The sequence below is a fragment of the Ligilactobacillus aviarius subsp. aviarius DSM 20655 genome (assembly GCF_001436315.1).
GTDB classification, from domain to species: Bacteria; Bacillota; Bacilli; order Lactobacillales; family Lactobacillaceae; genus Ligilactobacillus; species Ligilactobacillus aviarius.
In genome coordinates, this window is the sequence record NZ_AYZA01000011.1 from 124,603 (window position 1) to 146,777 (window position 22,175).

Genomic DNA, 22,175 nt, shown 5'->3' on the forward strand with positions numbered 1-22,175 from the left:
CCCATTGTTTAAATATTATCGTTTTTGTTAAATAATGAATCAACTGATTGATTGTGATAAATCAATGAAATTGCCTTCGCAAAAATCGGTGCAACTGATAAGATTCTTAACTGTTCAAACTTTTTCTCTTCAGGCATTTGAATCGTATCGGTTACAATAACTTCTTTAAGCGCTGAATTTTTCAATTCGTTAACCGCATTGCCAGAGAAAATTGCATGCGTTGCACAACCGTAAACGTCCGTTGCCCCCGCTTGTTTCAACACGGCAGCGGCATCCGCCATTTTCGCACCCGTATCGATCATATCATCAAAGATAATGCATTGATGGCCCTTGACATCCCCAATCACATCAGTATTTTTATCAACGCGTTTCGAATCCCGCTTATCAACAATTGCGATTGGTGCTTTCAGGCATTCTGCCAAATTCCGCGCTAATTTTACACTGCTGTGATCCGGAGCAACGACCACAACATCTTTATCAAGGCCGTTTTTCTTGAAGTAATCAGCTTGACTATAGATTGCTAAAAGGTGGTCAACCGGAATATTAAAAAATCCTTGTAACTGACCAGCATGCAAATCAAGGGTAACTACCCGATCAGCACCTGCCATCGTCAAAAAGTTAGCAATTAGTTTTGCTGTGATTGGTTCCCGTGGCCGCGTCTTCCGATCAGCCCGGGCATAACCGTAATACGGAATTACGCAGTTGATCGTTCCGGCACTTGCCCGCCGTAACGCATCGATCATTACCATTAATTCCATAAAGTTTTCATTGACTGGATCTGAAATTGATTGAATAACAAAAACATCGCATCCGCGAACACTTGTGTCGATATTAATTTGAATTTCACCATCGCTGAAATGATGAACAGTTGTATCGCTCAACTCAACTCCAAGATCATCGGCAATTTTTTGAGCCAATTTAGGATTGGAATTTAAGGCAAAAAGTTTAATTCCGGTATTATCTTGATTCATTTATGTCTTTCCTCCAGCATTCAGCAATCATTATGTTCTTTCTTAATTCTATGGTATTTCAGGCGTTTGTCAAGAACGCTTAGATGACGAAAACATGACAATGGGGTTAAAAACAGGAGGCTGCCCATAGATGCAACCTCCTCGTTCAGTTTTATCAAGACTCGCTTAACTCTTACATCGCATGTTTTAACAGCTGGTCAACTGAAATGTGATATAAATCACTTAAATATACCAGACTTTCCAAATCCGGATAGCTGACATCACGTTCCCAGTTTGAAACAGTTTGCCGTGAAACGTGCAAAATGTCAGCAACCTCTTTTTGGGTAAAGTGATAACTTTCACGTTCTTCTTCTAAATTCTTTCCGAGTTCCATAAAATATTCCTCCATCTTTTCATCAAACTTTAATCTTAGATCCCTTAATAAAACTGTTTTCCCCTTTAGCTTTAATTTTAACACACCTCGATTAATTAAAAAAATCTAATCAAGGGATCTACGCGCAAAAAATTTCTGTACCAATATTCAAAAAGAGGCGGCAACACCAGTCGCAGCCTCTTTAAGCCTTAGAATGAACGAATATTCAATTTCTTCTTTAACAGATACCGTACACCAAAACCAATCAGTGCAAACAGGATATCAGCAAGCGGCGTAAAGGCCGGGTTGACCTGTGGCGGAATCTTGGCGATCAATGCAAAGGCAGCGAACCAAACGATCAACAAGCCTAAGAAGACTCCAATTGCCCGTAAGATCCGGTGCTTTGCCTTCCGGTTATTCATTACCTTGTAGAATCCTGCTAATCCTAAGCCGGCAATTACGGAAGTTGAAACGATCGTTAACCACCCAGCATCTGCTGTTTGCCGTTTTGAAAACAGACCTAAAATTCCGTACATTGCACAGAACATAACGAACATCAATAATCCGTTATCCAAAGCTGATTCCCAGAACTTAGGCGGTTTGTTTTCCAATTCGCGCTTCGGTCCGTTAATAATATCGTCTGCTTTTTTAGCAGCCGGACCATATAACTTTGCAGCTGTATAGCCTTGTTTTTGCTTAACTTTTAATTCTTCATAAACTTCATTTAAAGCAGTTGCTTTCTTTTCAGGGTCATACCCTTGAGCATTCAACGCCCGGTTTAACTTGATCATGTACTCTGCATTCCGTTTAGTCAAGTCCGCGAATTGCTTATTGATTTCGATCATTTTTTCCTGACGTTCTTTTTCACGGGTTTCTGCCTGACGTTGAGCTGCTTTTTGATTTTTTTGCCGAATATCTTCGTCTGCCACAACGGTTCCTCCTTTAACTGAAATCGACTTTTAAACTCTTATTTTAGACATTGAACCGGAATTCAATAATGTCGCCATCTTGAACCACGTAGTCTTTTCCTTCAAGGCGCATCTTACCAGCTTCTTTAACGGCTTGCATGCTGCCATATTTATCAAGGTCATCAAATGAAACAGTTTCAGCGCGAATAAAGCCCCGTTCAAAGTCTGAGTGAATAATTCCGGCAACTTGCGGAGCCTTCATTCCGTGTCTGAAAGTCCAAGCCCGGGTTTCTTTCCCACCGGCTGTAAAGAATGTTTCAAGGCCTAATAACTTGTATGAGGCCCGAATCAGCCGGTTCAATCCAGGCTCTTCAACGCCTTCCATTTCAAGGAATTCCTTCTTTTCGTCATCATCCATTTCGGCGATTTCTTCTTCCGTTCCGGCAGCAACCCCGATAACTTCTGAACCAGGATCGTTTTCGGCTAAGAACTTCTTGATTTCTGGCATGTATTTGTTGCCGTCTGGATCAGCCATATCTTCTTCACCGATATTTGCAACGTAAAGGACCGGCTTTGAAGTTAATAAGAATAAGCCCTTAACGATTTTCTTTTCATCATCGTTAAATTCAATCGAGCGAACCGGCTTTCCTTCTTCAAGCACTGGCTTGATCTTTTGCAAAACGGCGAATTCAGCTTGGGCATCCTTATCACGCCCGGTTTTAGCAACCTTTTCAACCCGGGTATAACGCTTATTGATCGATTCAAGGTCGGCCAATACCAATTCAAGGTTGATCGTGTTGATATCATCGATTGGGTCAACTTTTCCTGAAACGTGAGTGATATTATCATCATCAAAAGCCCGAACAACGTGAACGATCGCGTCACATTGACGAATGTTTTCCAAGAATTTGTTTCCTAATCCTTCACCCTTGCTGGCGCCCTTAACGATTCCCGCAATATCAGTAAATTCAAAGGTGGTGTGGACAATTTTTTTGGCAGGGATGATTTCATCGATCCGCGCCAATCGTTTATCAGGAACTTCAACCATTCCTACATTGGGATCAATTGTCGCAAATGGATAATTTGCCATTTCTGCTCCTGCTTTTGTAATTGCGTTAAATAGCGTTGACTTTCCAACATTTGGCAAGCCGACAATTCCAGCTGTTAATGCCATTTCATTCACTCTTTCTAATTAGCTTTTTCTAAAATTTTCTTCATTTTGCGTTCAAATTCACGCCGGGGAAGCATTACAATGTGGCCGCACCCCGTACATTCAATCTTGATATCCATTCCCATCCGAATGATTTTCCAACGGTTGGTTCCGCACGGATGAGCCTTTTTCATTTCAACAATGTCGTTTAAATCATAATCTTTCATTTAAAAGCTCGCCTCATAAATAATTCATGATTACAACTCAATGTTTAAAACATCCAAGATTCGATTAAAATCTTCCGTTGACAGGTAGTTAATTTCAATTTTACCCTTGCCCGTCTTTTCGTTGGATTTGATTGCAACCTTCGTTCCAAATTTTTCTTGAAGCCGGTCTTGGCTTTGAAGAAGATACGGTGAAAGTTTCTTTTTCCGGTCCTTTTTGACTTTCTTTTTCCCGTTCATGTCATTGACGATTTGTTCCAATTGACGAACCGTGTAGTTTTCCTTAACCGTCTTCTTTGCAAGTTCAACTAACTTATCCTTGTCTTTCAAAGCCAGCAATGTCCGGGCCTGGCCCATTGACAACTTACCGTCTTGAACAAATGCTTTGACTTCCCGGGGCAGATCCAAGAGGCGCAAATAGTTTGCAATATATGGCCGCGACTTGCCTAACCGTTCTGATAACTCTGACTGGGTAATTTTCAGGTTCTTCATCAATGTACTGTAAGCTTCAGCCTCTTCAAGCGGACTTAAATCTTCCCGTTGCAAGTTTTCAAGGACGGCAACTTCCATCATTTGTTCATCGTCAATTGCCCGCACAATTGCTGGAATTGAGTCCTTTCCAGCTAATTTTGAAGCCCGGAAACGGCGTTCACCGGCAATGATCTCATAACCCATCACACTTGATTTGCGCACAATGATTGGTTGGAAGACCCCGTTTTTCCGAATTGAATCTGATAAATCCTTTAAATTTTCTTCATCAAAGTTTTTCCGTGGTTGATAAGGGTTCGGGCGGATCTCGTCAAGTTGAAGTTCTTCAACCTTTTCATCTGCTTCTTTTTCTTCGTCAAAATCAGCGAATAAAGCATTGATTCCGCGGCCAAGTCCCTTTTTATTCTTACTTGCCATGAGCTGCTAAGACCTCCTTTGCTAACGCCATGTATTCCTTCGCTCCCCGTGATGATGGATCATAGTCAATGATCGACATTCCATGACTTGGAGCTTCTGAAAGCCGGACGTTGCGGGGAATAATCGTTTGATAAACCTTGTCTTTAAAGAACCGTTTAACTTCTTCAACAACCTCGTTTCCAAGGTTAGTCCGGGCATCCAGCATTGTTAACAAGACCCCCTCGATCTTCAAGTTTGGATTGAAGTGCTTTTGCACAAGCTGAATTGTATTTAATAACTGACTTAATCCTTCCAAAGCATAGTATTCGCTTTGAACCGGAATCAAAATCGTATCGCAAGCTGTAAACGCGTTGATCGTCAGCATTCCAAGTGAAGGCGGGCAGTCGATCAAAATATAATCATAGCTGTCTCGAATCGGCACAACTGCATCCGCTAACCGTTTTTCCCGTGCCATTTGAGATGTCAATTCAATTTCAGCACCTGATAATTGAATCGTTGCCGGAACAATATCAAGGTTCTTCCGGCTGGTGTGAATGATCACATCCGTCATTGGAACTTCATTTACCAGAACATCATAAACATCCGCTTTAATATCTGCTTTCCGAATTCCAAGTCCGCTCGTTGCGTTTCCTTGAGCATCGGCATCGATCAGTAATACTTTCTGGCCTAATTTTGCTAAACAAGCACCAAGGTTAATGCTTGTCGTGGTTTTACCAACCCCGCCTTTTTGGTTGGCAAGTGCAATTACGCGTCCCATCTAATCCACTCTCCTTCACTAGTTTCGTTCATTTTTATTTTTTAATGGAATTTCAATTACAATTTTTTGAACATCATCGTTGGTCTCTTCTTCAACCTGAACGTCGATTCCCGTTTCACGAACCATATTGACTGACTGTTTGATCGTATTGACTGCCAGTCGAACATCCTTGGCAACCCCTTTAATTTGCGGCCGGTTTTTCGGCTTCATGCGGGGAACAACGATCCGGTTGACCTTCTTTTCAGTTTCCTTAACTGAAAGGTGATTATTCAAAACATCTTTTAAGACCTTGGCCTGTTGTTCGTTATCTAATCGAACCAGCGCCCGCCCGTGCCGTTCTGAAATCTTACGGTTTAAGATTGCTTGCTGAACTGGCCGGCTCAGCTTCAACAACCGTAACTTATTAGCAATAAATGATTGGCTTTTCCCGAGTTCTTCAGCCAGCTGTGCCTGAGTTAAATTGTTTAAATCAAGTAAGCGCTGGTATGCTTCAGCCTCTTCGATTGAGGTTAACTCTTCGCGTTGTAAGTTTTCAATCACCGCCATTGAAGCTGCTTCGGTATCCGACATTGTCCGGACAATTGCCGGGACCTTTTCCCACTTTAACGTTTGAATTGCGCGGAAACGCCGTTCACCAGCAATGATTTCATATTTTCCAGGTTCATATTCGCGCAAAATAATTGGCTGAAGTAACCCGTGATCTTTGATCGTATCCGCTAATTCATCGATCTTTTCCTGAGCAAAAATTTGCCGTGGTTGAAAGCGGTTGGGAATGATCTGATTGACCGCAATTTCTTCAACCTGGTCTTCTGGACGAGGCTGCTGTTCAACATCTGGCGTTGCGGTTTCAGCATCCTTTTCCTTCTTTTTATTCTTACCCCAAAATAAAAATGCCATAATTTTCCTCCTTTGATTGTCTAAACAATCGGATTCCGTGCAGGAGTACCCGCCTTGCGCGGATATTGCTTTGGCGTTGATTTAACTTTTTCAACGATCAATAAGTGACGTTCATCATGCGTGGCTGGCAATTCAGTTTGAATATCTTGTTTAAACTGCCCGCCAAGAACTTGAATTGCCTTCTGGGCATCAGCTAATTCTTGATCGGCTTTTTGGGCTTTAAGCGCAATAAATTGGCCGCCGACTTTGACCAGCGGCAGACACAATTCTGTTAAAACGGACATGCGGGCCACCGCCCGGGCAGTCACAAAATCATAGCTTTCACGATGCTTACTCTTTTTGCCCGCGAATTCTTCCGCCCGGGCATGGCACAGTTCAACATCGGTCAGCCCCAGCCGGGTAATTAATTCTTGAAGAAACTTAATGCGTTTATTCAATGAATCAACGATCGTCACTTTTAATTGCGGAAAAGCAATTTTCATTGGAATTGATGGAAATCCGGCACCAGCACCTACATCGCAAAGCGTAACTGCTTCCGTCCGAAGAGCTGGAACTTCAATTCCAAGGATCAGCGAATCATAGAAATGTTTTAAATAAACTTCTTTTTTCGCCGTAATTGCTGTTAAGTTTACAACTTTATTAGTATCAACCAGCAACTCGTAATAATCTTCAAACTGTTTCATCTGCTTATCAGAAAGCATGATTCCATGAAGTGCAAGTTCCTGTTTAAATTCTTCTGGTGTCATCGGATTTCCTTTCTCTGTTCTTCGTGAAACACTTAATTTTTCAATGTTTCACACTACTGATAAGTTTAATTTATTTACTCATTAAAAGCAAGGCGAATTCCGGACCCATTCTCTTTCTTTGAGAATTTTTATTCATTTCTTTTTACGCTATACTTATATAGTAGAAATTTATCAAATGAGGAATTTAAATGACTGAATTTTTTAACGAACCAACCACTGAACAACTCCCACATTTAAGCTTAAACCATGAATATTTACCGCATCATTTTGTTCATGTTCTTGTTCCCCCAACTGCCAAGTTCAACCCGTTGATTATTTTCATCGGGGACGGTCAAGAACAACTTCACACCATTCCGCTTTCCCGGTTAAGCGCCCATGGATTCACAATTGCGATGATGGCAGCTGATCAATTAACCGGGGATCTGCATCATCAGGTGGGCGAAATTAAATCTGCAATTCGCTTTTTGCTTTTGCACGCCGCCCAATTTTCAATCGACACTAACCGGATCTTCATCTGGGGCGAAAAGCGCGGAGCCGATCTAAGCGGAATGACCCTTTTTACTGCTAATGATCCTGAATGGAATGCCGAAGATCCGCGGGTTCTCCCCTTACGTTTCCGGGCTGGCTTTTTATTCGGCGAGACGGATTACTCTAAATTAACCGCAATGATTCCGTCGCATAAACGGCCGGCGTTGTTTATCTATAACGGCGAACTTGATTCATTTGATGAAGCATGCCGGACTCAATTTATCAAGGCCTATCGTCTTCAAAATGAAGTCCAGGATTTTATTTTGAAAAATACTGCCAGCGGAACTAACGCTTTTTACACACCGTATATGCTGACAATCATTGAAAAACAAATTCAAAAACATTTATAAACAAAAAAGATAAAAAATTTCCCAAAAAGGATTGACACTGAATTAAAACCAGGGTATTATATAGATATTGATGAAAGAGCTTTGTGGGCTTCCATCTCCCCCTAGATTCGGCTCACGTTAATATGAGTTCTGTTCATCATCACTTACTCCTTTTTTTCTCTGCACTATACAATGTATAATGCAGAGTTTTTTTTGCCCTTTCGCATCCCATGCGGGTTATTTTTTTACTCTTTTTTCACTTCACAAAAAATTCAATAAAAAAATTTAAATCGTAATCCTCGTTTTTCACTTTCTAATAAACAAGCAATTCAATTCAATTTCTAAATCGTAATCCCGATCTAACGGACTTTTGGCTGTTGACACGCCTAGTTTGCCCCTTTATTATCTAAAAAGTAATCATTACTAATTTCATTAAAGGAGCTACTGAATGAAGAAATTTTCAAAATTATTTTTATTAGCTGTCGGCGCAATTTTATTCACATTTTCTTTAAGTGCTTGCGGAAAGCAATCGTCCACTAAAAAAGCATCAACTGACAAACTCAATGTCGTTGCAACAACCAATTTTTACGGCAACATTGCTCAGGAAGTTCTCGGCGATCACGGAACCGTAACGTCGATCATTAATAGTCCAAACATTGATCCACATGACTTTACCCCGACAACCGCAACCGCCAAAAAAGTTGCTAAGGCCAATCTTGTGATTGAAAACGGAGTAGGGTACGATACATGGGTCAATAAACTGCAAGCCCGGAAAATTCTTTCAGTTGGGAAAATCGTTGGTGCCAAAGACGGCGATAACGAACACTTATGGTACAACCCTGCCAACATTGAAAAATATGTTGACGCGTTAGCTGCCCAATATGGCCGACTTTTACCTCAAGACGCCGCAGCCTTTAAAAAGAACGCGGCTGCTTATAAAAAGAAGTTGAACATTCTTAACCAAAAAATGGATCAAATCAAAAACGAAAAGCAAAATGCCAACGTCGCGGTCAGTGAACCAGTTTTTAACTATGCCCTTCAAAAAATGGGCTTTAAGGTTACTGACAGCCATTTTGCCCTTGCAATCGAAGAAGGATCAGATCCGTCATATACTGATATTCGCGACTTGCAAAACAATATTAAAGAACACAAAATCGCCTTTTTCGTCTTAAATAAACAAGATGATAGCAAAATCGTTGATAACATCGCTGACCTTTGCCGGAAAGAAAACATTCCGGTTCTCGAAGTTACCGAAACAATGCCAAAAGGCGGCAATTACATCGACTGGTTCAGTAATGAATTAGATCAACTCGCTAAAATCGTTCAAACAAAGAGGTAATCATCATATGCAACCAATCTTAGAAGTTGAAAATTTAGATATTAAAGTCCCTGACCGAACGCTTTTTCGAAACCTGAACTTTGCAATCCCGCGCAATGAATTAACGTGCATTACGGGTGAAAACGGCGTTGGTAAATCAACTTTGATCAAGCATCTAATTCAGGACCTTAACCGGAATTCAACGATTCATGCGCAATTTGCAATTCCGCGCGATAAGGTTCAATACGTCCCGCAATTGCGCAATATTGATGATGAATATCCTCTTAACATTCATGACTTTGTTGCTTTAGGATTTAAACATCGCATTCTTCCATGGAATTCAAAAGCGATGAACCAACGATTACGTGAAATTCTGGACGAAACAAAATTGGCCCGCATCCAAGCGCGGCCTTTAGGAAAAGCTTCCGGCGGTGAAAAGCAACGGGCTTACCTTGCCCAAGCATTGTGCGCTGATCCGCAGCTTTTAATTTTGGATGAAGCCACTGCTAACCTGGACCAATCAGCCAAGCACTTTCTGTTGCAGCTGTTAAAATCGATCATGCAAAATCATGATTTAACTGTGATTTTTATCACCCACGATCCGGAACTGATCGCTGCATATGCTGATAACGAGTTGCACCTTGAAAATCAAACCGCAACGATGACTAAAATGAAGAAAGGAGAAAATTAATGTTTAATTATGCTTTTATGCAATATGCATTCATTGCTGGAATATTTATCGCATTAATTTGTGCTGTCATGGGCGTTTTCGTCATCGCCCGGCAAACATCATTCTTTGCCCACACCCTTTCTGAAATCGGCTTTTCAGGTGCAAGTTTTGGCGTGTTTGCGGGCATTTCACCGCTTGCAGGAATGTTGCTTTTCACCTGTTGCAGTGCGTTATTTATCGGCTTTTCAGGTGAAAAAGTCAGCCGGCGCGAATCATCGATCAGTGTTTTTTCAGGAATTTTCTTAGGCCTGGGAGTGCTTTTCCTGTCACTTTCTGATAAACAAGCCAACTACGCAACCAGCATTTTGTTTGGGAGCATCGTCGGCATTGATGCTACTAACCTGCGTGATCTCGTTTGCTTGAGCATCTTCTTATTGATTCTGATTTTCTTTACTTTCCGGAAATTAGCTTTCAATTCCTTTGATGCCCAAGGTTCTGAATATAATCAACGGTATAACAAGTTGATTTCAATCCTCTTCCTTTTAATGCTTGCGTTGACCGTCAGCATTACGGCGCAGATCATTGGTGCGTTGCTGATTTTCGTTCTGCTTACGATTCCGGCATCCGCATCTAAATACTATGCGCATTCATTATGGAAAATGATTGGCCTGACCTTCATCTTCGCAATCACCGGAATTTGGATCGGATTATATTTAAGTTATTTAACGAACTGGCCGGTCAGTTTCTTTATCACGGTCATTGAAGCGTTGATTTATGGCAGTGCGATTTTAAAGCAAAAAATCAGCGACCATCATAATTAATATTTAATCAAGATAATTCGATTAATCAAAAGTAAAAACAGCAATAGTGTTCACTAATATGTGAACATTATTTTTTTATATCAAAATTTTATATGGAATTTCATTTTTTAAAGTGTTAGAATAGGTCACAACAGGGGTAGGATATATCTCGTAAATGGCCAATGGAACGGAATGTGAACTTTGGCAGAACCATAACGGGCGATTTATATCCGCATTCACCATAAAATTCATCTGGTGTATGTGTCTCCCCCGTGGATTTTGGGAGGCTTTTTTGATGAAAAAATTATCTTGGAAGAGTCCGAAACTCGATGTTCGGACCGTTACAATGTCTGCGCTGCTGATTGCGATCCAGATCGTTCTTAACAAAATTTCGATCGGCGATCCCGCCATTTTAAAAATCGGAATTGGTTTTCTTGGAACGGCATTGATCGGTTACTTGACCGGTCCGTGGCTTGGCGGTGTGATCCTCGTTCTTGTTGATATTATTTCCAACACCGTATTCAGTTCCGGCGGAGTCTTCTTTCCCGGATTTACCTTTTCCGCATTTATCAGTGGAATCATCGCCGGTGCATTTCTTTACCACCAGAAAGTTACCTGGCAACGGGTCTTTTTATATGAATTTATTCAAATCTTAATTTCAAACGTTATTTTTACGACTCTGTGGGTTTATATCTTAAGCATGACTTCCCCGCATCACATGGCACTGACCGCTTTGTTGGCTGTGCGGGTTCCTAAAGAAATTATTTCATGGCCGATCCAGGCAGCCGTTGACCTTCTGATTTTAAAGGCCGTGTCGAAAACTCAAATTGCAAAATAAAAAATGGTTGGCGATTGCCAACCATTTTTTATGCTTTCTTCGCATCAATTCCTTTTGTACTGTGGTGAACCCATCCAATATTGATCAAAACTAGAAATGCAGTTGATAAGAACACGCCACCGTAGCCAAACATTCCTGAAACCGTTGAACCAATCAATGGGCCAAAAATGTTTCCCATAAATTGCGCTGACTGGTTATAACTAAATACCCGGCCTAAATATTCATTCGGCGAATATTTAGCTAACAACGTCTGAACTTGTGGAAGCAATGCCGCATCTGAAATTCCAACTAAGAACCGTAAAATTCCTAACTGCCAGACATTCGTTACAAAGGCCTGTGGAATGTAGACTAACATTGCAAAGATCAAACCGCCACGCAAAATCTTCTGCGTTCCGATTTTATCACCCCATATTCCGAACAACGGAGCTGCAAACAACGTTGCAATCCCCGGCAAAGCAGCGATGATTCCACTAACCATGTCAACACTATGGCCGCCATGCAATAATTGTTGAACATATAAACTGATGACTGGTGAAATCGAATTATTTCCAGCCTGAATGATCAACGTTGTAACAAACATTCCAATAATGACTTGCGGATATTCAAGCGATTTAAACAATTCGCGGGCCGGAAGCGTCTTTTCCTTTGAAACCGGCGTGAAGTTCCGTTCGTGAACAAAAAACAGGGTCAACGTAAATACCGTTGCGTATGCCAGCCCAGTCAAGAAAAAGGTTACCCGATAACCGAACGCTCCGGCAACTGCTCCGCCGAATAATGGTCCGAGAAGCATTCCGGCCGTTGTCCCGGTCGACAAGGTACTTAATGCTTTCCCGCTATGCTTGCTTGGAACTTGAGAAGCAATCAGCGCTGATGTGTTCGCAACGTATCCGGCAAAGAATCCCTGGAGTAACCGCAAAAGAGCTAACTGCCATACATGAGCAACCAATCCCATCGAAGCCATCATGACTCCCATGCCGGCAGCCGAAATCAGCATCACTTTCTTGCGGCCGTGCCGATCAGCAAATTTTCCCCAAATCGGGGCCATCCATGATGAAACTAAAAAAGTTGCTGAAAAAACGATTCCGCTCCAAAGATTCAATTGCATCCGATTAAAATGTCCTAACGTCTTAATGTATAAGGACATAAACGGCATGATCAATTGGAATCCCATTCCAACAATAAAGTTTCCAAACCAAAGAACCCGCAAATTCTGTTTCCATTCTGGGATTTTTGCTTTCAAAGTCTCACCTCATTCTAACTATTTGTAAGTAAATTCATAACTTACTATTATACACGCTTTTCAGAAAAAAGCTAACTTTTGCGGTGAGCTTTCAGAAAACTATCTCAAGAATTGATCAATTCGGTGTTTTAAATCTGGTAAAACTTCTTCTTCAAACCACGGATTGCGACTCATCCATAATTGATTCCGCGGTGAAGGGTGAACCAACGGGAAATATTGTGGCAAATAATCCTGGTAATTATGAACAACATCCGTTAGTTTCGCTGAGCTTTTAAGGTGTAAATAATGCTTGGTGGCGTAACTTCCAACCAGTAATGTCAATTTCAAATTCGGCATCGCTTCTAACAACCGCGGATGCCATTTTTCAGCAAAACCTTTCCGCGGTGGCAGGTCGCCTGATTTGCCCTTTCCTGGAAAATAAAAATCCATCGGAAGAACCGCAATCTTACCTGAATGGTAAAATTCGTCATGGCTAACTCCCATCCAATCACGAAGCCGATCGCCGCTTTTATCATTCCATACGATTTGAGTATCTTGAGCGACTCGTCCCGGAGCCTGACCGACGATCAAAATCCGGGCATCTGCGTCAGCATAATATAACGGATCGATTCCCTTTTTCGTATATTCTTGATTCATTGGATCTGCTTTGATTTCTTCAAAAATCTTTTGAAACTGATCTTCCATTTTTCTCCTCCTAAAATCCTTAATCACCCTTATTATAGTAAAAAAATAAAGATGTAACAGAACTGTAAATTATGAAGATTATGTTAACGGCTTCAAACTGCATTAGACCAGCGTTTTAATTGCATTAATTTTTTTATATGTACTTTTGATAATTTGACGCATTATGTAAAGCCCTTTAAAATATAATACGGGTGTATTTTTAAAGTCTATATAGTTATAGGAGTGAAATTTTTTGAAGAAAACAGCAAAGAAAATCGTCGCAGGAACGGTAGGTGCTGCTGGATTATTCTTAGCTTCAGCTGCAACTGCTGTTAATGCTGACTCTGTTCACCACGTCGTTAAAAACGACACTGTGTGGGCCTTATCTCAAAAGTTTGGAGTTTCAATTAAATCAATTGAACAATTAAACCACATTGATCAAAATACCAATATGATTTATGTTGGCCAAAATTTACAAATTCCAAATAAGGACGCACAAGCTCCAAAGAACAATACACATACATATACTGTTCAATCTGGAGATTCTCTTTGGGCAATCGCTCAAAAATTCAATACAAGCGTTGGCCACTTAAAACAATTAAATGGTTTAACATCAAACTTGATCTATGTTGGTCAAACATTAAAGGTTGACGGTCAAGCTGTTGCACAACCAGCTAAAGCTGCAACGCCTGCTCCGGCTAAGACAGTTGCACAACCAGTTCAACAACAAGCACCAGTTGCAAAAGCTTCAGTTGCTTCAACAACTCAAAAAGCAGCTCCTGTTCAACAAGCTCAACAACCAAGTGCTCAATCAACCGTTAAGAGCACACCAGCTGTTCAAAGCACTGTAAAACAAGCTCCAGTTGTTTCATCAGTTAGCTCACAAGCTCCTGCTTTATCTGCAACCCAAATACAACCTGCAACAAGTTCAGTTGCAACTTCAAAGGTTGCTCCAGCAGTCACAAGCTCATCAGCAACAACTGTTTCAAGCTCACAAGCTCCAGTTTCAAGTTCTGCTTCTTCAGCTTCAGTAAGTTCAAGCAGCGCTTCACAACAAACAGTTGCAAGCAGTTCAAGTTCACAAACTTCAGTTGCTTCATCTGTAAGTTCTGCAGCTCCTGCTTCATCAGTTAGCTCACAAAGCAGTTCAAAGCAAGCAGTCATCGCTGCTAACCACACAACTGCGACAGTTAAGTCAGGCGATTCACTTTACGCAATTGCCCAAGAATACGGTGTATCAGTTGCTTCATTGCGTGAAGCTAACCCGAACTTAGGAAACTCATTGACAGTTGGTCAAAGCTTGATTATTAATAATCCAACTAAGAACCCTGCAGCTGCTTCATCTTCATCACAACAAGCTCAAGCAAGCTCAGCAAGTTCACAACAACAAGCACCTCAAGCTCGTGAAGCTGCTGCTCCACAAGCTCGGACAGCTAACAACCAACAAGCTGCTCAAAGCAACAACAATCAACAACAAAACAACAATAACAATAACCAAGCTGCTCAAGTAAGTTCGCAAGCACAACAAAGTTCAACAACGCGGACAGGCAGTGGAAACAACGTTGTTTCATATGCTGAATCATTCATTGGGGTTCCATATGTATACGGCGGAACAACTCCAAGCGGTTTCGACTGCTCAGGTTTCGTTCAATATGTATACAACCACTTTGGCAAGAGCTTACCACGGACAACAACGCAACAAGAAAATTGCGGTACTCAAATTCCTGTAAGCCAAGCTCAACCAGGCGACTTATACTTCTGGGGTAACAAAGGTTCTGCATACCACGTTGCCATCTGCGTTGGTAATGGTAAATACATTGCCGCTCCAGAACCAGGCCAAAGCGTTTCAATTGGAAGCACTCAATACTTCCAACCATCATTCGCTGTTCGATTGTAAGATTAAAAACTAATTATTAAAATAGGCTATGACTTTCGTCACAGCCTATTTTTTTGATTTAAACTTTCAAAATCACAAATCCATTTTGAGCAATTTTATTTTCATCTTCCATTAAGTTTTGACTCAAGACAACTTCGGAATTTTGCGGAATAACGACCTTCACGCTTCCATATCCGAAATTAAACAGACAGAATAATTTTTGACCATCATATTCACGGGTCAGCGTAAAGTACCGGTATTTATTACTTAACTGGCCCCATTCAAGGGTGCCGTCATTTAATAAATTAGCGTATTCCCGCCGCATCGCGATCGCATTTTTCATAAATTGTAGCATTGACGAAGATTGTTCTTCATCCTTCCATTTCATCGGTGCAAGGTTCGTTGGAACGTTCTCACCAGTTACTCCAACTTCAGTACCATACATGAACGATGGAATTCCAATTTGCATAAAAGTAAATGCAATGATTGCCCGCGCCAGATCTTCTTCGCCGTTGCACTCACTGATCAACCGCGGAGTTACAAAACTTTCAACCTCGTTGATCAGCGTTTGGTTCGTATAAACGGTATTCTTCATTAACGCATCGTTGATTTGCGAAATCATCTCCGTAACGCTTAACTGATGTGTAACGAAGAAGTCATGCATGATCGTATAAAAATCGACGTTATTCGCACTATCAATGTAGTCCTTGGCTAAATCACCGTTTGGTAAGTATTGATATTGACCCATGACAACAAAATCAGCTTTGATACTGTGCATTTGTTGGGTCATTAAATTCAAAAATGTTTGGTCGATCTCGTCAGCATTCAAAATTTCCCAGCCGTCAATATCAAACGTCTCGATCCAATACCGGGCAGTTTCCAGCAAATACTGCTGAACCGCCGGGCTTTGCAAGTTTAATTTCGGCATATGAATATTGCCGTCAATCGTTAAGTAATACTTATCCGGGTCTTCATTTTCACTTGGAATCTGGACCGGGAATTGTCGAACCTTAAACCAGCTTGCAAACCGTGATTGTGCTCCCAGCCGTTGAACATCTTGCCACTGAAGCGACATGTCACTCATCCGGTCAAGCGGCAGCTGTACCATTACGCGCATTCCGTGCTGATGAGCCTTTTGGACAAACTCGCGGAAAAGCTCTTTTGAACCAAACATGTAGCTCAAATCATAAAAATCGACCGGGTCGTTTTTCTGATTCGAATATGATGCAAAAATCGGTGAAAGCTTAATCCCGTTGATTCCAAGTTCATCAAGGTAATCAAGATGATCGATCACTCCTTGCAAATCACCACCATAAAAGTTCGTCGCCGTTGATTTATCAAGATCCCACCGGGCTTTTTCAAGCGGTTCGTTGTTTTCGTCACCATCAGCAAACCGGTCAAGCATAATCTGGTACCATACCGTGTGTTTCGTCCATTCAGGATTGGAATGCATTAAAAACATGTTTTGATAATATGGGGTGTTAAACGGGGTTGCCTTTTCCAAAAAATCAGCCATGTAAAGACGGACGTTAACCGCATCATAAAGCAGTTCACCATCATGATCGCCAATCAAATGGAAAAGATATTGGGTCCGTTCCCGAACCTTAACTGGAATCGTGATCTCCCAGTAATCATACAAATCCGTCTTTAAGGTACATTGCATTGCTTCCACGTTCGGCCGGATGATTTCCATATCTTCACTGTCAGCTGCCAGTTTTTGCTGTTTAATGCGATCCAGTCTTCCATAAATAATTTCGACCTGATACACATCCGCATGTTTGGTCCGAAGCCGAATCCGAAACTGGTTTTTGCCCGCCAAGTAAGCCATTTCGCTTTCCGGGCGGTGATAAATTGCCGCCTTTTCCATAAACTAATTCCTCGCTTTTATTTCATAATAATTTTTAAATTTGTTGGTTGAACTGCCTTGATTTCAGGGTGCTTTTGCAAGTATGCAATGATCATCCGCGGCATTTCGTTTTCAACCTGTTTGACCATTTTATCCATACTGTACATTGGATAGTCACCGCCGCCAACAGCCCGGTACTGGTTGATCGCAACGTTTAATTCATCGGTATCTTGGACATCTTTGCCGTGATACTTCAATTCAGTTACCCGGTGGCCTTGCGGTTGCCGTAAATCAAAGGTGTAATCAATTCCTGAATAGTAGTCGTAGTTGTATAACTGCATCTTCGGGTATGAAAAGTCCTTTGAAACGCTAAGCTTGCCATCTTCGCCAACTTCAAAGAATGATGCACAACGTTCCAACGCCGCCTTAAGGTCCTTTCCAGTGATCTTTTCAACGACTAAAGTATTCGGGTAAACATAGCTGTTCATGACATTTCGAATCGTAACTTCATGACCTAATCCGGTAACTTCATCGTTAAACAAAGCAGTTCCGGCAATGTCAGCCCCTGTGGCATCCATTTCAACTTTATTGACCAGGTCAAGGTAAGCGTGACCGTGCAGCCGGGCTTGCATCGGATCATGGATCTCCATATCACCATCGATCGTCGTCAATGTTTGATCAAGCCAGTCTTCAACATCATTGCGCCAATCAGCAGTCAGGGCATTCATCCACATTTCTTCATCCGCATCAGCCGTATCGATCAGTTCAGCCTTTGAACCGATGACTTGTTTCTGATCATTCAATTCAAGTGTAATGCAGCCAACCTTTTCGCCACGGAATCCTGGTTGAGTCGTTGGAATTCCATTAACCACTTCCGCAATTTGGCGGTGTTGGTGTCCGGTAACTAACGCATCAATTCCTGGGACTTCCGTCAATAATTGATAGCCTTCATTTTCGCCGGTCAAACTTTCAGTTGGTTCGCCGGTTGCTAAGTCGCGTTCAAATCCGCCGTGATATGCAACGACAACGATGTCAGCCTTTTCCCGCAGTTCAGGAACGTACTTTTGCGCAGCCTTTAATGCTGGTTCAAATTTCCAACCTTTAATATGATCAGGTTGTTCCCAATGCGGAATGTATTGCGTTGTCAGTCCGAGAACCCCGACCTTAACCCCGTTCTTTTCAATGATTTTATAAGGAGCATCGATAATATGGTAATCCGTTCCTTCTTGCATATTGGCATTTAAAATTGGATAATTCCGGTCTGCAAGCGTTGGGTTCAAATAGTCTGGGCCATAATTAAATTCGTGGTTGCCTAAAATTCCAACGTCTGCTTGAAGGTGATTGACCATCTTAACCAGATCAAGGTTATAGTGCTTTTCATCACAGGTTTGATATGCGTAATCCGTCATCGGCGAGCCTTCAACAAAATCCCCGTCTTCAACGTATAATACGATATCCCCGTCTTGTTCTGCTTGGCGCCGAATCTTTTCAATAACTGCGCCTGCTTTTAAGTAGCCTAATCCATGATAGTCATTCCGACTTGTAAAATTCGTGGGATAAATATATCCGTGAACATCACTTGTTGATACGATCTTAATTTTCATGACGACACTCCTTCTCAAATTTTACTTATAACCTAATTTTACCCTTTTCGATCATTAAAAATAAAGTAAAGACGTTAAAAAAATGAAGGTGTGACAAAACGTTCAAAACGAGCGTGGTGGAAGTAGAAAAGCGAACGAATCGCGTCAGCATAGATTCGGAGGTTTGCGTCCTTCCACGCAGCTCGTTTGTTTTGGAACCCGATTATGCGGAGATAGCAAAAAGGTTGCGCCTAACATCGCAACCTTCTATTTTTAACCAAGTTTTCTTCTCAAAGTTCCTGAGATCCAGTCGATCACCGTAACCGTCACAACGATTCCTAAAAGGATGATGCCGACCCGACTCCATGTCCGGGTTTGAATTGCGAACAACAATGGCGTCCCAATCCCGCCAGCACCAACCATTCCTAAGATTGAAGCCGAACGAACCGCAATTTCAAACCGGTACAAAGTGTATGACAGGAACTGCGGCATAATATCCGGCAACGTTGCTAAGAAAAGGGCATCACTTTTCGTTCCGCCAACAGATAAAATTGCTTCTTCAGCCCCGTGATCCATGTTTTCCAATGATTCACTAAAGAGCTTTCCCAGCATTCCGATCGAGTGGATCGAAACGGCTAGCACCCCGGCAAATGCGCCCGGGCCAACCGCTTTGATGAACATGATCGCAAGCACGATTTCCGGAAATGTCCGGATAAATACCAGAATAAACTTTCCGATTTTGGACCGGACTTGGAGATGCTTTGATGACCGGGCAGCTAAGAAAGCAAACGGCACACTCAAGAATGCTGAAACAAACGTCCCGAGGAACGCAATCGCCAATGTTTGAATGATCAGCGATACTAAGTCTTCGCCGCTGCCGTTATAGACGTAATGCCAATCTGGATGGCAAATTCCATTAAAGATTGATTTCGTAACTTCAACTGCTGATGATTGGATTCCGGACAAATTCATTCCAAGAATTGCCCACACATATACCGCAATGATTAAAATCACCCAGAATATCCAATCATATTTTCTATTTTTCGATGCTTTAACCATTTAATCCAATTTCTCCCGTAAATAATTACTTAATCCATCAATTACCAGAACAACAATTAACGTTGCAATGATAATAACCGCCGTTTGACTGTAATCAAAGGAATCCAGTGACTGCTGCAACAGCATTCCGATCCCGCCGGCACCTAAATATCCTAAAACCGTTGATGCCCGCACGTTGATTTCAAACGTGTAAAGGAAGTAACTGATAAAGTTTTCGATTACCTGCGGCAAAACGGCAAACACGATAATTTGAAAATAGTTTGCTCCGGCTGCTCGTAAAGCTTCAAGCTGGCCATTGTCAATCGTTTCGATCGATTCATAAAATAATTTCGAAATCATCCCGAATGAAAAGATTGCCAATGTCCAAACCCCTGCACTCGGGCCAATCCCGACGATTGCAACCATGATGGCCGCCAATAACAAATCAGGAAGTGTCCGAACAAGGTTCAAGATAAAGCGAATTATTCCGCGGATTACTGGATTTTTAACCAGGTTACGCGCTGCAACGACTGAAAATGGCACTGCAACCAACGTCCCAATCGTTGTTCCAACGATCGCCATCTGCAACGTTTGGATTACGGGTTGAATCACGATTTGAACATATTTCCAATCCGGGTGCGCCATCTTCTCGATCAAACTGAAGAATTGACCAATATTACTGAAAAATTCTCCCCAATTAACTCCTGTTAACGCAGCTGAACCGCAAAGCAGGACGATAAACAAAACTGACCATGCGACAAACTTAAGATGGAACCGCTGCGCAAACGTTCTTTTCGGTACTTCATTCATTTTGCTTTGCCGCTCCTTCATAAATTGAATCAAAGTCTGCTTCTTGAACTTCTTCAATCGGCTTATCGTAAACTAACTGTCCTGCCCGTAAACCGACAATTCGATCAGCGTATTGCATTGCCAGTGGAACGGAGTGCAAGTTGACAATTACCGTAATTCCAAGTTTCCGGTTAAGTTCCTTCAATTCATCCATTACGGCTTTCGTTGTTAACGGGTCAAGCGAAGCAATCGGTTCATCGGCTAACATGATTTTCGGATCCTGCATCAACGCCCGTGCAATGGCGACCCGTTGTTGCTGACCGCCAGAAAGTTCATCAGCCCGGGAATAGATCTTATCAGCCATTTTAACTTGTTTCAACGCATCAACCGCTTTTTGCTTGTCTTCCTTTGAAAACAGCCCCAGAACGGACTTCAACGTTGAGTAGTAACCAACTCTTCCGGATAAAACGTTGCGTTGAACGGATGACCGTTTTACCAAATTAAAGTTTTGGAAGATCATCCCGATTTTCCGCCGTAACTTCCGCAGCTCTTTGCCCTTGTAGTGAATGATCGACTTCCCCTCGATCAAAATATCGCCGTCCGTAACGTCGTGCATCCGGTTGATCGTCCGCAACAACGTACTCTTGCCGGCCCCTGATAACCCAACAACGACCACAAATTCACCTTTTTTAATTGTTAAATTAATGTTTTTCAGGCCAACAGTTCCACTGTCATATACCTTGCTGACATTTCGAATATCAATTAACGGTTCTTCCATAAAAAATGTTCAACCTTTCCAAATTACTGATTGATCTTTTGAACGATCTTGTCGTACTTCCGAACAGTATTAAAGTCGCTGTCCTTTGCTGGAACATATCCTTCGTGTTGGTAAACACTTGAAATAATTGCGTGCCCCTTCTTTGACTTCGCAATGTTTTGGAAGGCCTTGATCAATTTCTTTTGGAATGCCGCACTCATATCGCCGCGAACTGAAATTGTATCGTTTGGAATCTTTGGGGTCGTGTAAATCGGAACAACCTTTTGCATAACGTCTGGAGCGTCCTTCTTTACAAGGTTCCGTGCGCCTTGGAAAATGAAGGCGGCATCGGTATTGCCGTTATAAACTGACATTACGGCTTGGTCATAACCTTTAACTTGGACAGTTTGGATGTGATCCTTGTTAATGTTGATCCCGTGTTCTTCCATGCAGGCAACTGGGAATACCCATCCAGAACTTGAAGTTGTATCTTGAACCGCGATCTTCTTGCCCTTCAAATCCTTGAGATTCTTGATTCCGCTGCCTTTCCGAACAACGATTTGAGCACGATAGTAATTTACAAGTTGATTCGTTTGTTGATCATCCGGTTCCTTGTAACCAAACCGTTGAGCTTGCAAAAGAACCTTAACACCGTATTGTTTGTGAGCTTGAACGTAGGCATCCGGCGGCAAGAAACCAACATCAACCTTCTTCGAACCCATGGCTTCAACGATCGTATTGTAGTTCGTTGATACGGTAACCGTTACTGGAATGTGTAATTGTTGTTCCAATAACTTAGCAAGCGGTTTGACCCGTGCCGACATCTTTTGCGCATTTGATGATGGAACGAATTCCACCGTTAAATGCTTCGGAGTATAATCGCCGTCAGCGTGAACGCTTGAAGCGGCGGTCATCGTTATTAATCCTAAAATTGCAAAAAGCGAAAGCAAAACTTTCTTGATCTTCTTCATTAAAATCCCTCTTTTCTC

23 protein-coding genes and 1 riboswitch are annotated in these 22,175 nt (G+C 41.9%); of the genes, 6 read left to right on the top strand and 17 right to left on the bottom strand.

The genetic code is table 11. From position 1 onward, the window contains the following. Nucleotides 1-8: 8 nt before the first annotated feature. From FC33_RS02305 to rsmG, 9 genes are all read right to left on the bottom strand, one after another. Nucleotides 9-971, bottom strand: coding sequence for a ribose-phosphate diphosphokinase (locus tag FC33_RS02305; protein ID WP_057827009.1), 963 nt, complete (start codon nucleotides 969-971; stop codon nucleotides 9-11). 172 nt (nucleotides 972-1,143) lie between these two features. Then, nucleotides 1,144-1,344: a helix-turn-helix domain-containing protein gene (locus FC33_RS08425; RefSeq protein WP_057827010.1), complete on the bottom strand. Its 201-nt coding sequence runs from the start codon at nucleotides 1,342-1,344 to the stop codon at nucleotides 1,144-1,146. A gap of 188 nt (nucleotides 1,345-1,532) precedes the next feature. Then, nucleotides 1,533-2,252, bottom strand: a complete 720-nt coding sequence (locus FC33_RS02315) for a DUF1129 family protein (RefSeq protein WP_057827011.1) — start codon at nucleotides 2,250-2,252, stop codon at nucleotides 1,533-1,535. 43 nt (nucleotides 2,253-2,295) lie between these two features. Next, nucleotides 2,296-3,405 (bottom strand): redox-regulated ATPase YchF, encoded by a 1,110-nt coding sequence (gene ychF / locus FC33_RS02320; RefSeq protein ID WP_057827012.1) that lies wholly within the window; start codon nucleotides 3,403-3,405, stop codon nucleotides 2,296-2,298. Nucleotides 3,406-3,419: 14 nt separating this feature from the next. After that, nucleotides 3,420-3,608 carry a DUF951 domain-containing protein gene (locus FC33_RS02325; RefSeq protein WP_057827013.1) on the bottom strand — a complete coding sequence of 63 codons (189 nt, stop codon included), beginning with the start codon at nucleotides 3,606-3,608 and terminating at the stop codon, nucleotides 3,420-3,422. 30 nt (nucleotides 3,609-3,638) lie between these two features. After that, the gene (locus tag FC33_RS02330) at nucleotides 3,639-4,511 is read right to left on the bottom strand and encodes a ParB/RepB/Spo0J family partition protein (protein WP_057827014.1); all 873 of its coding nucleotides are present in this window, start codon (nucleotides 4,509-4,511) and stop codon (nucleotides 3,639-3,641) included. Then, on the bottom strand, nucleotides 4,501-5,268 hold the full coding sequence (locus FC33_RS02335) for a ParA family protein (RefSeq protein ID WP_057827015.1): 768 nt from the start codon (nucleotides 5,266-5,268) through the stop codon (nucleotides 4,501-4,503). The genes FC33_RS02330 and FC33_RS02335 overlap by 11 nt, the downstream gene beginning before the upstream one ends. Before the next feature lie 18 nt (nucleotides 5,269-5,286). Beyond that, the gene (gene noc, locus FC33_RS02340; RefSeq protein ID WP_057827016.1) at nucleotides 5,287-6,165 is read right to left on the bottom strand and encodes a nucleoid occlusion protein; all 879 of its coding nucleotides are present in this window, start codon (nucleotides 6,163-6,165) and stop codon (nucleotides 5,287-5,289) included. 20 nt (nucleotides 6,166-6,185) lie between these two features. Continuing rightward, on the bottom strand, nucleotides 6,186-6,911 hold the full coding sequence (gene rsmG / locus FC33_RS02345) for a 16S rRNA (guanine(527)-N(7))-methyltransferase RsmG (protein WP_057827017.1): 726 nt from the start codon (nucleotides 6,909-6,911) through the stop codon (nucleotides 6,186-6,188). Between the two features lie 188 nt (nucleotides 6,912-7,099). Here rsmG and FC33_RS02350 point away from each other — a divergent pair, with 188 nt between their 5' ends. The 5 genes from FC33_RS02350 (at nucleotide 7,100) to FC33_RS02370 (ending at nucleotide 11,394) form a co-directional block, all read left to right on the top strand. After that, nucleotides 7,100-7,789: an alpha/beta hydrolase family protein gene (locus FC33_RS02350; protein WP_057827018.1), complete on the top strand. Its 690-nt coding sequence runs from the start codon at nucleotides 7,100-7,102 to the stop codon at nucleotides 7,787-7,789. Nucleotides 7,790-8,216: 427 nt separating this feature from the next. Continuing rightward, nucleotides 8,217-9,107, top strand: a complete 891-nt coding sequence (locus FC33_RS02355) for a metal ABC transporter solute-binding protein, Zn/Mn family (protein WP_057827019.1) — start codon at nucleotides 8,217-8,219, stop codon at nucleotides 9,105-9,107. A gap of 7 nt (nucleotides 9,108-9,114) precedes the next feature. Beyond that, the gene (locus FC33_RS02360; RefSeq protein ID WP_057827020.1) at nucleotides 9,115-9,777 is read left to right on the top strand and encodes a metal ABC transporter ATP-binding protein; all 663 of its coding nucleotides are present in this window, start codon (nucleotides 9,115-9,117) and stop codon (nucleotides 9,775-9,777) included. After that, the gene (locus FC33_RS02365; RefSeq protein ID WP_057827021.1) at nucleotides 9,777-10,577 is read left to right on the top strand and encodes a metal ABC transporter permease; all 801 of its coding nucleotides are present in this window, start codon (nucleotides 9,777-9,779) and stop codon (nucleotides 10,575-10,577) included. The genes FC33_RS02360 and FC33_RS02365 overlap by 1 nt, the downstream gene beginning before the upstream one ends. 130 nt (nucleotides 10,578-10,707) lie before the next feature. Then, a riboswitch (THF riboswitch) is annotated at nucleotides 10,708-10,799 on the top strand. 52 nt (nucleotides 10,800-10,851) lie between these two features. Further along, nucleotides 10,852-11,394, top strand: coding sequence for a folate family ECF transporter S component (locus FC33_RS02370; protein ID WP_057827022.1), 543 nt, complete (start codon nucleotides 10,852-10,854; stop codon nucleotides 11,392-11,394). Between the two features lie 28 nt (nucleotides 11,395-11,422). Here the strand turns inward: FC33_RS02370 and FC33_RS02375 are convergent, their stop codons facing one another. Both FC33_RS02375 and FC33_RS02380 read right to left on the bottom strand, forming a co-directional pair. After that, nucleotides 11,423-12,634, bottom strand: coding sequence for a multidrug efflux MFS transporter (locus FC33_RS02375; RefSeq protein WP_057827023.1), 1,212 nt, complete (start codon nucleotides 12,632-12,634; stop codon nucleotides 11,423-11,425). Between the two features lie 99 nt (nucleotides 12,635-12,733). After that, nucleotides 12,734-13,318, bottom strand: a complete 585-nt coding sequence (locus tag FC33_RS02380; RefSeq protein ID WP_057827024.1) for a uracil-DNA glycosylase family protein — start codon at nucleotides 13,316-13,318, stop codon at nucleotides 12,734-12,736. A 232-nt stretch (nucleotides 13,319-13,550) separates the two neighbouring features. On the opposite strand from FC33_RS02380, the gene FC33_RS08540 reads away from it, so the two are divergent. Beyond that, nucleotides 13,551-15,194 (top strand): C40 family peptidase, encoded by a 1,644-nt coding sequence (locus tag FC33_RS08540; RefSeq protein WP_057827025.1) that lies wholly within the window; start codon nucleotides 13,551-13,553, stop codon nucleotides 15,192-15,194. 58 nt (nucleotides 15,195-15,252) lie between these two features. Here the strand turns inward: FC33_RS08540 and FC33_RS02390 are convergent, their stop codons facing one another. From FC33_RS02390 to FC33_RS02415, 6 genes are all read right to left on the bottom strand, one after another. Next, nucleotides 15,253-17,040, bottom strand: a complete 1,788-nt coding sequence (locus FC33_RS02390; protein ID WP_057827026.1) for an alpha amylase N-terminal ig-like domain-containing protein — start codon at nucleotides 17,038-17,040, stop codon at nucleotides 15,253-15,255. A 17-nt stretch (nucleotides 17,041-17,057) separates the two neighbouring features. Next, entirely contained in the window at nucleotides 17,058-18,623 is a 1,566-nt protein-coding gene (locus FC33_RS02395) for a bifunctional metallophosphatase/5'-nucleotidase (RefSeq protein ID WP_057827027.1), read from the bottom strand. 252 nt (nucleotides 18,624-18,875) lie between these two features. After that, on the bottom strand, nucleotides 18,876-19,661 hold the full coding sequence (phnE, locus tag FC33_RS02400; RefSeq protein ID WP_057827028.1) for a phosphonate ABC transporter, permease protein PhnE: 786 nt from the start codon (nucleotides 19,659-19,661) through the stop codon (nucleotides 18,876-18,878). Then, on the bottom strand, nucleotides 19,662-20,450 hold the full coding sequence (phnE, locus tag FC33_RS02405; RefSeq protein WP_057827029.1) for a phosphonate ABC transporter, permease protein PhnE: 789 nt from the start codon (nucleotides 20,448-20,450) through the stop codon (nucleotides 19,662-19,664). Next, nucleotides 20,443-21,207: a phosphonate ABC transporter ATP-binding protein gene (gene phnC, locus FC33_RS02410; protein WP_057827030.1), complete on the bottom strand. Its 765-nt coding sequence runs from the start codon at nucleotides 21,205-21,207 to the stop codon at nucleotides 20,443-20,445. Before phnC ends, phnE (FC33_RS02405) begins: the two co-directional genes overlap by 8 nt. Before the next feature lie 23 nt (nucleotides 21,208-21,230). Continuing rightward, nucleotides 21,231-22,157 carry a phosphate/phosphite/phosphonate ABC transporter substrate-binding protein gene (locus tag FC33_RS02415; RefSeq protein WP_057827031.1) on the bottom strand — a complete coding sequence of 309 codons (927 nt, stop codon included), beginning with the start codon at nucleotides 22,155-22,157 and terminating at the stop codon, nucleotides 21,231-21,233. Nucleotides 22,158-22,175: the final 18 nt, after the last annotated feature.

Bases quoted from the DNA above. Each gene is read 5' to 3' on its own strand.
- FC33_RS02305 (WP_057827009.1), bottom strand. From the start codon at position 971: ATGAATCAAGATAATACCGGAATTAAACTTTTTGCCTTAAATTCCAAT.
- FC33_RS08425 (WP_057827010.1), bottom strand. From the start codon at position 1,344: ATGGAACTCGGAAAGAATTTAGAAGAAGAACGTGAAAGTTATCACTTT.
- ychF (WP_057827012.1), bottom strand. From the start codon at position 3,405: ATGGCATTAACAGCTGGAATTGTCGGCTTGCCAAATGTTGGAAAGTCA.
- FC33_RS02325 (WP_057827013.1), bottom strand. From the start codon at position 3,608: ATGAAAGATTATGATTTAAACGACATTGTTGAAATGAAAAAGGCTCAT.
- FC33_RS02330 (WP_057827014.1), bottom strand. From the start codon at position 4,511: ATGGCAAGTAAGAATAAAAAGGGACTTGGCCGCGGAATCAATGCTTTA.
- FC33_RS02335 (WP_057827015.1), bottom strand. From the start codon at position 5,268: ATGGGACGCGTAATTGCACTTGCCAACCAAAAAGGCGGGGTTGGTAAA.
- noc (WP_057827016.1), bottom strand. From the start codon at position 6,165: ATGGCATTTTTATTTTGGGGTAAGAATAAAAAGAAGGAAAAGGATGCT.
- rsmG (WP_057827017.1), bottom strand. From the start codon at position 6,911: ATGACACCAGAAGAATTTAAACAGGAACTTGCACTTCATGGAATCATG.
- FC33_RS02350 (WP_057827018.1), top strand. From the start codon at position 7,100: ATGACTGAATTTTTTAACGAACCAACCACTGAACAACTCCCACATTTA.
- FC33_RS02355 (WP_057827019.1), top strand. From the start codon at position 8,217: ATGAAGAAATTTTCAAAATTATTTTTATTAGCTGTCGGCGCAATTTTA.
- FC33_RS02360 (WP_057827020.1), top strand. From the start codon at position 9,115: ATGCAACCAATCTTAGAAGTTGAAAATTTAGATATTAAAGTCCCTGAC.
- FC33_RS02365 (WP_057827021.1), top strand. From the start codon at position 9,777: ATGTTTAATTATGCTTTTATGCAATATGCATTCATTGCTGGAATATTT.
- FC33_RS02370 (WP_057827022.1), top strand. From the start codon at position 10,852: ATGAAAAAATTATCTTGGAAGAGTCCGAAACTCGATGTTCGGACCGTT.
- FC33_RS02380 (WP_057827024.1), bottom strand. From the start codon at position 13,318: ATGGAAGATCAGTTTCAAAAGATTTTTGAAGAAATCAAAGCAGATCCA.
- FC33_RS02390 (WP_057827026.1), bottom strand. From the start codon at position 17,040: ATGGAAAAGGCGGCAATTTATCACCGCCCGGAAAGCGAAATGGCTTAC.
- FC33_RS02395 (WP_057827027.1), bottom strand. From the start codon at position 18,623: ATGAAAATTAAGATCGTATCAACAAGTGATGTTCACGGATATATTTAT.
- phnE (WP_057827028.1), bottom strand. From the start codon at position 19,661: ATGGTTAAAGCATCGAAAAATAGAAAATATGATTGGATATTCTGGGTG.
- phnE (WP_057827029.1), bottom strand. From the start codon at position 20,450: ATGAATGAAGTACCGAAAAGAACGTTTGCGCAGCGGTTCCATCTTAAG.
- phnC (WP_057827030.1), bottom strand. From the start codon at position 21,207: ATGGAAGAACCGTTAATTGATATTCGAAATGTCAGCAAGGTATATGAC.
- FC33_RS02415 (WP_057827031.1), bottom strand. From the start codon at position 22,157: ATGAAGAAGATCAAGAAAGTTTTGCTTTCGCTTTTTGCAATTTTAGGA.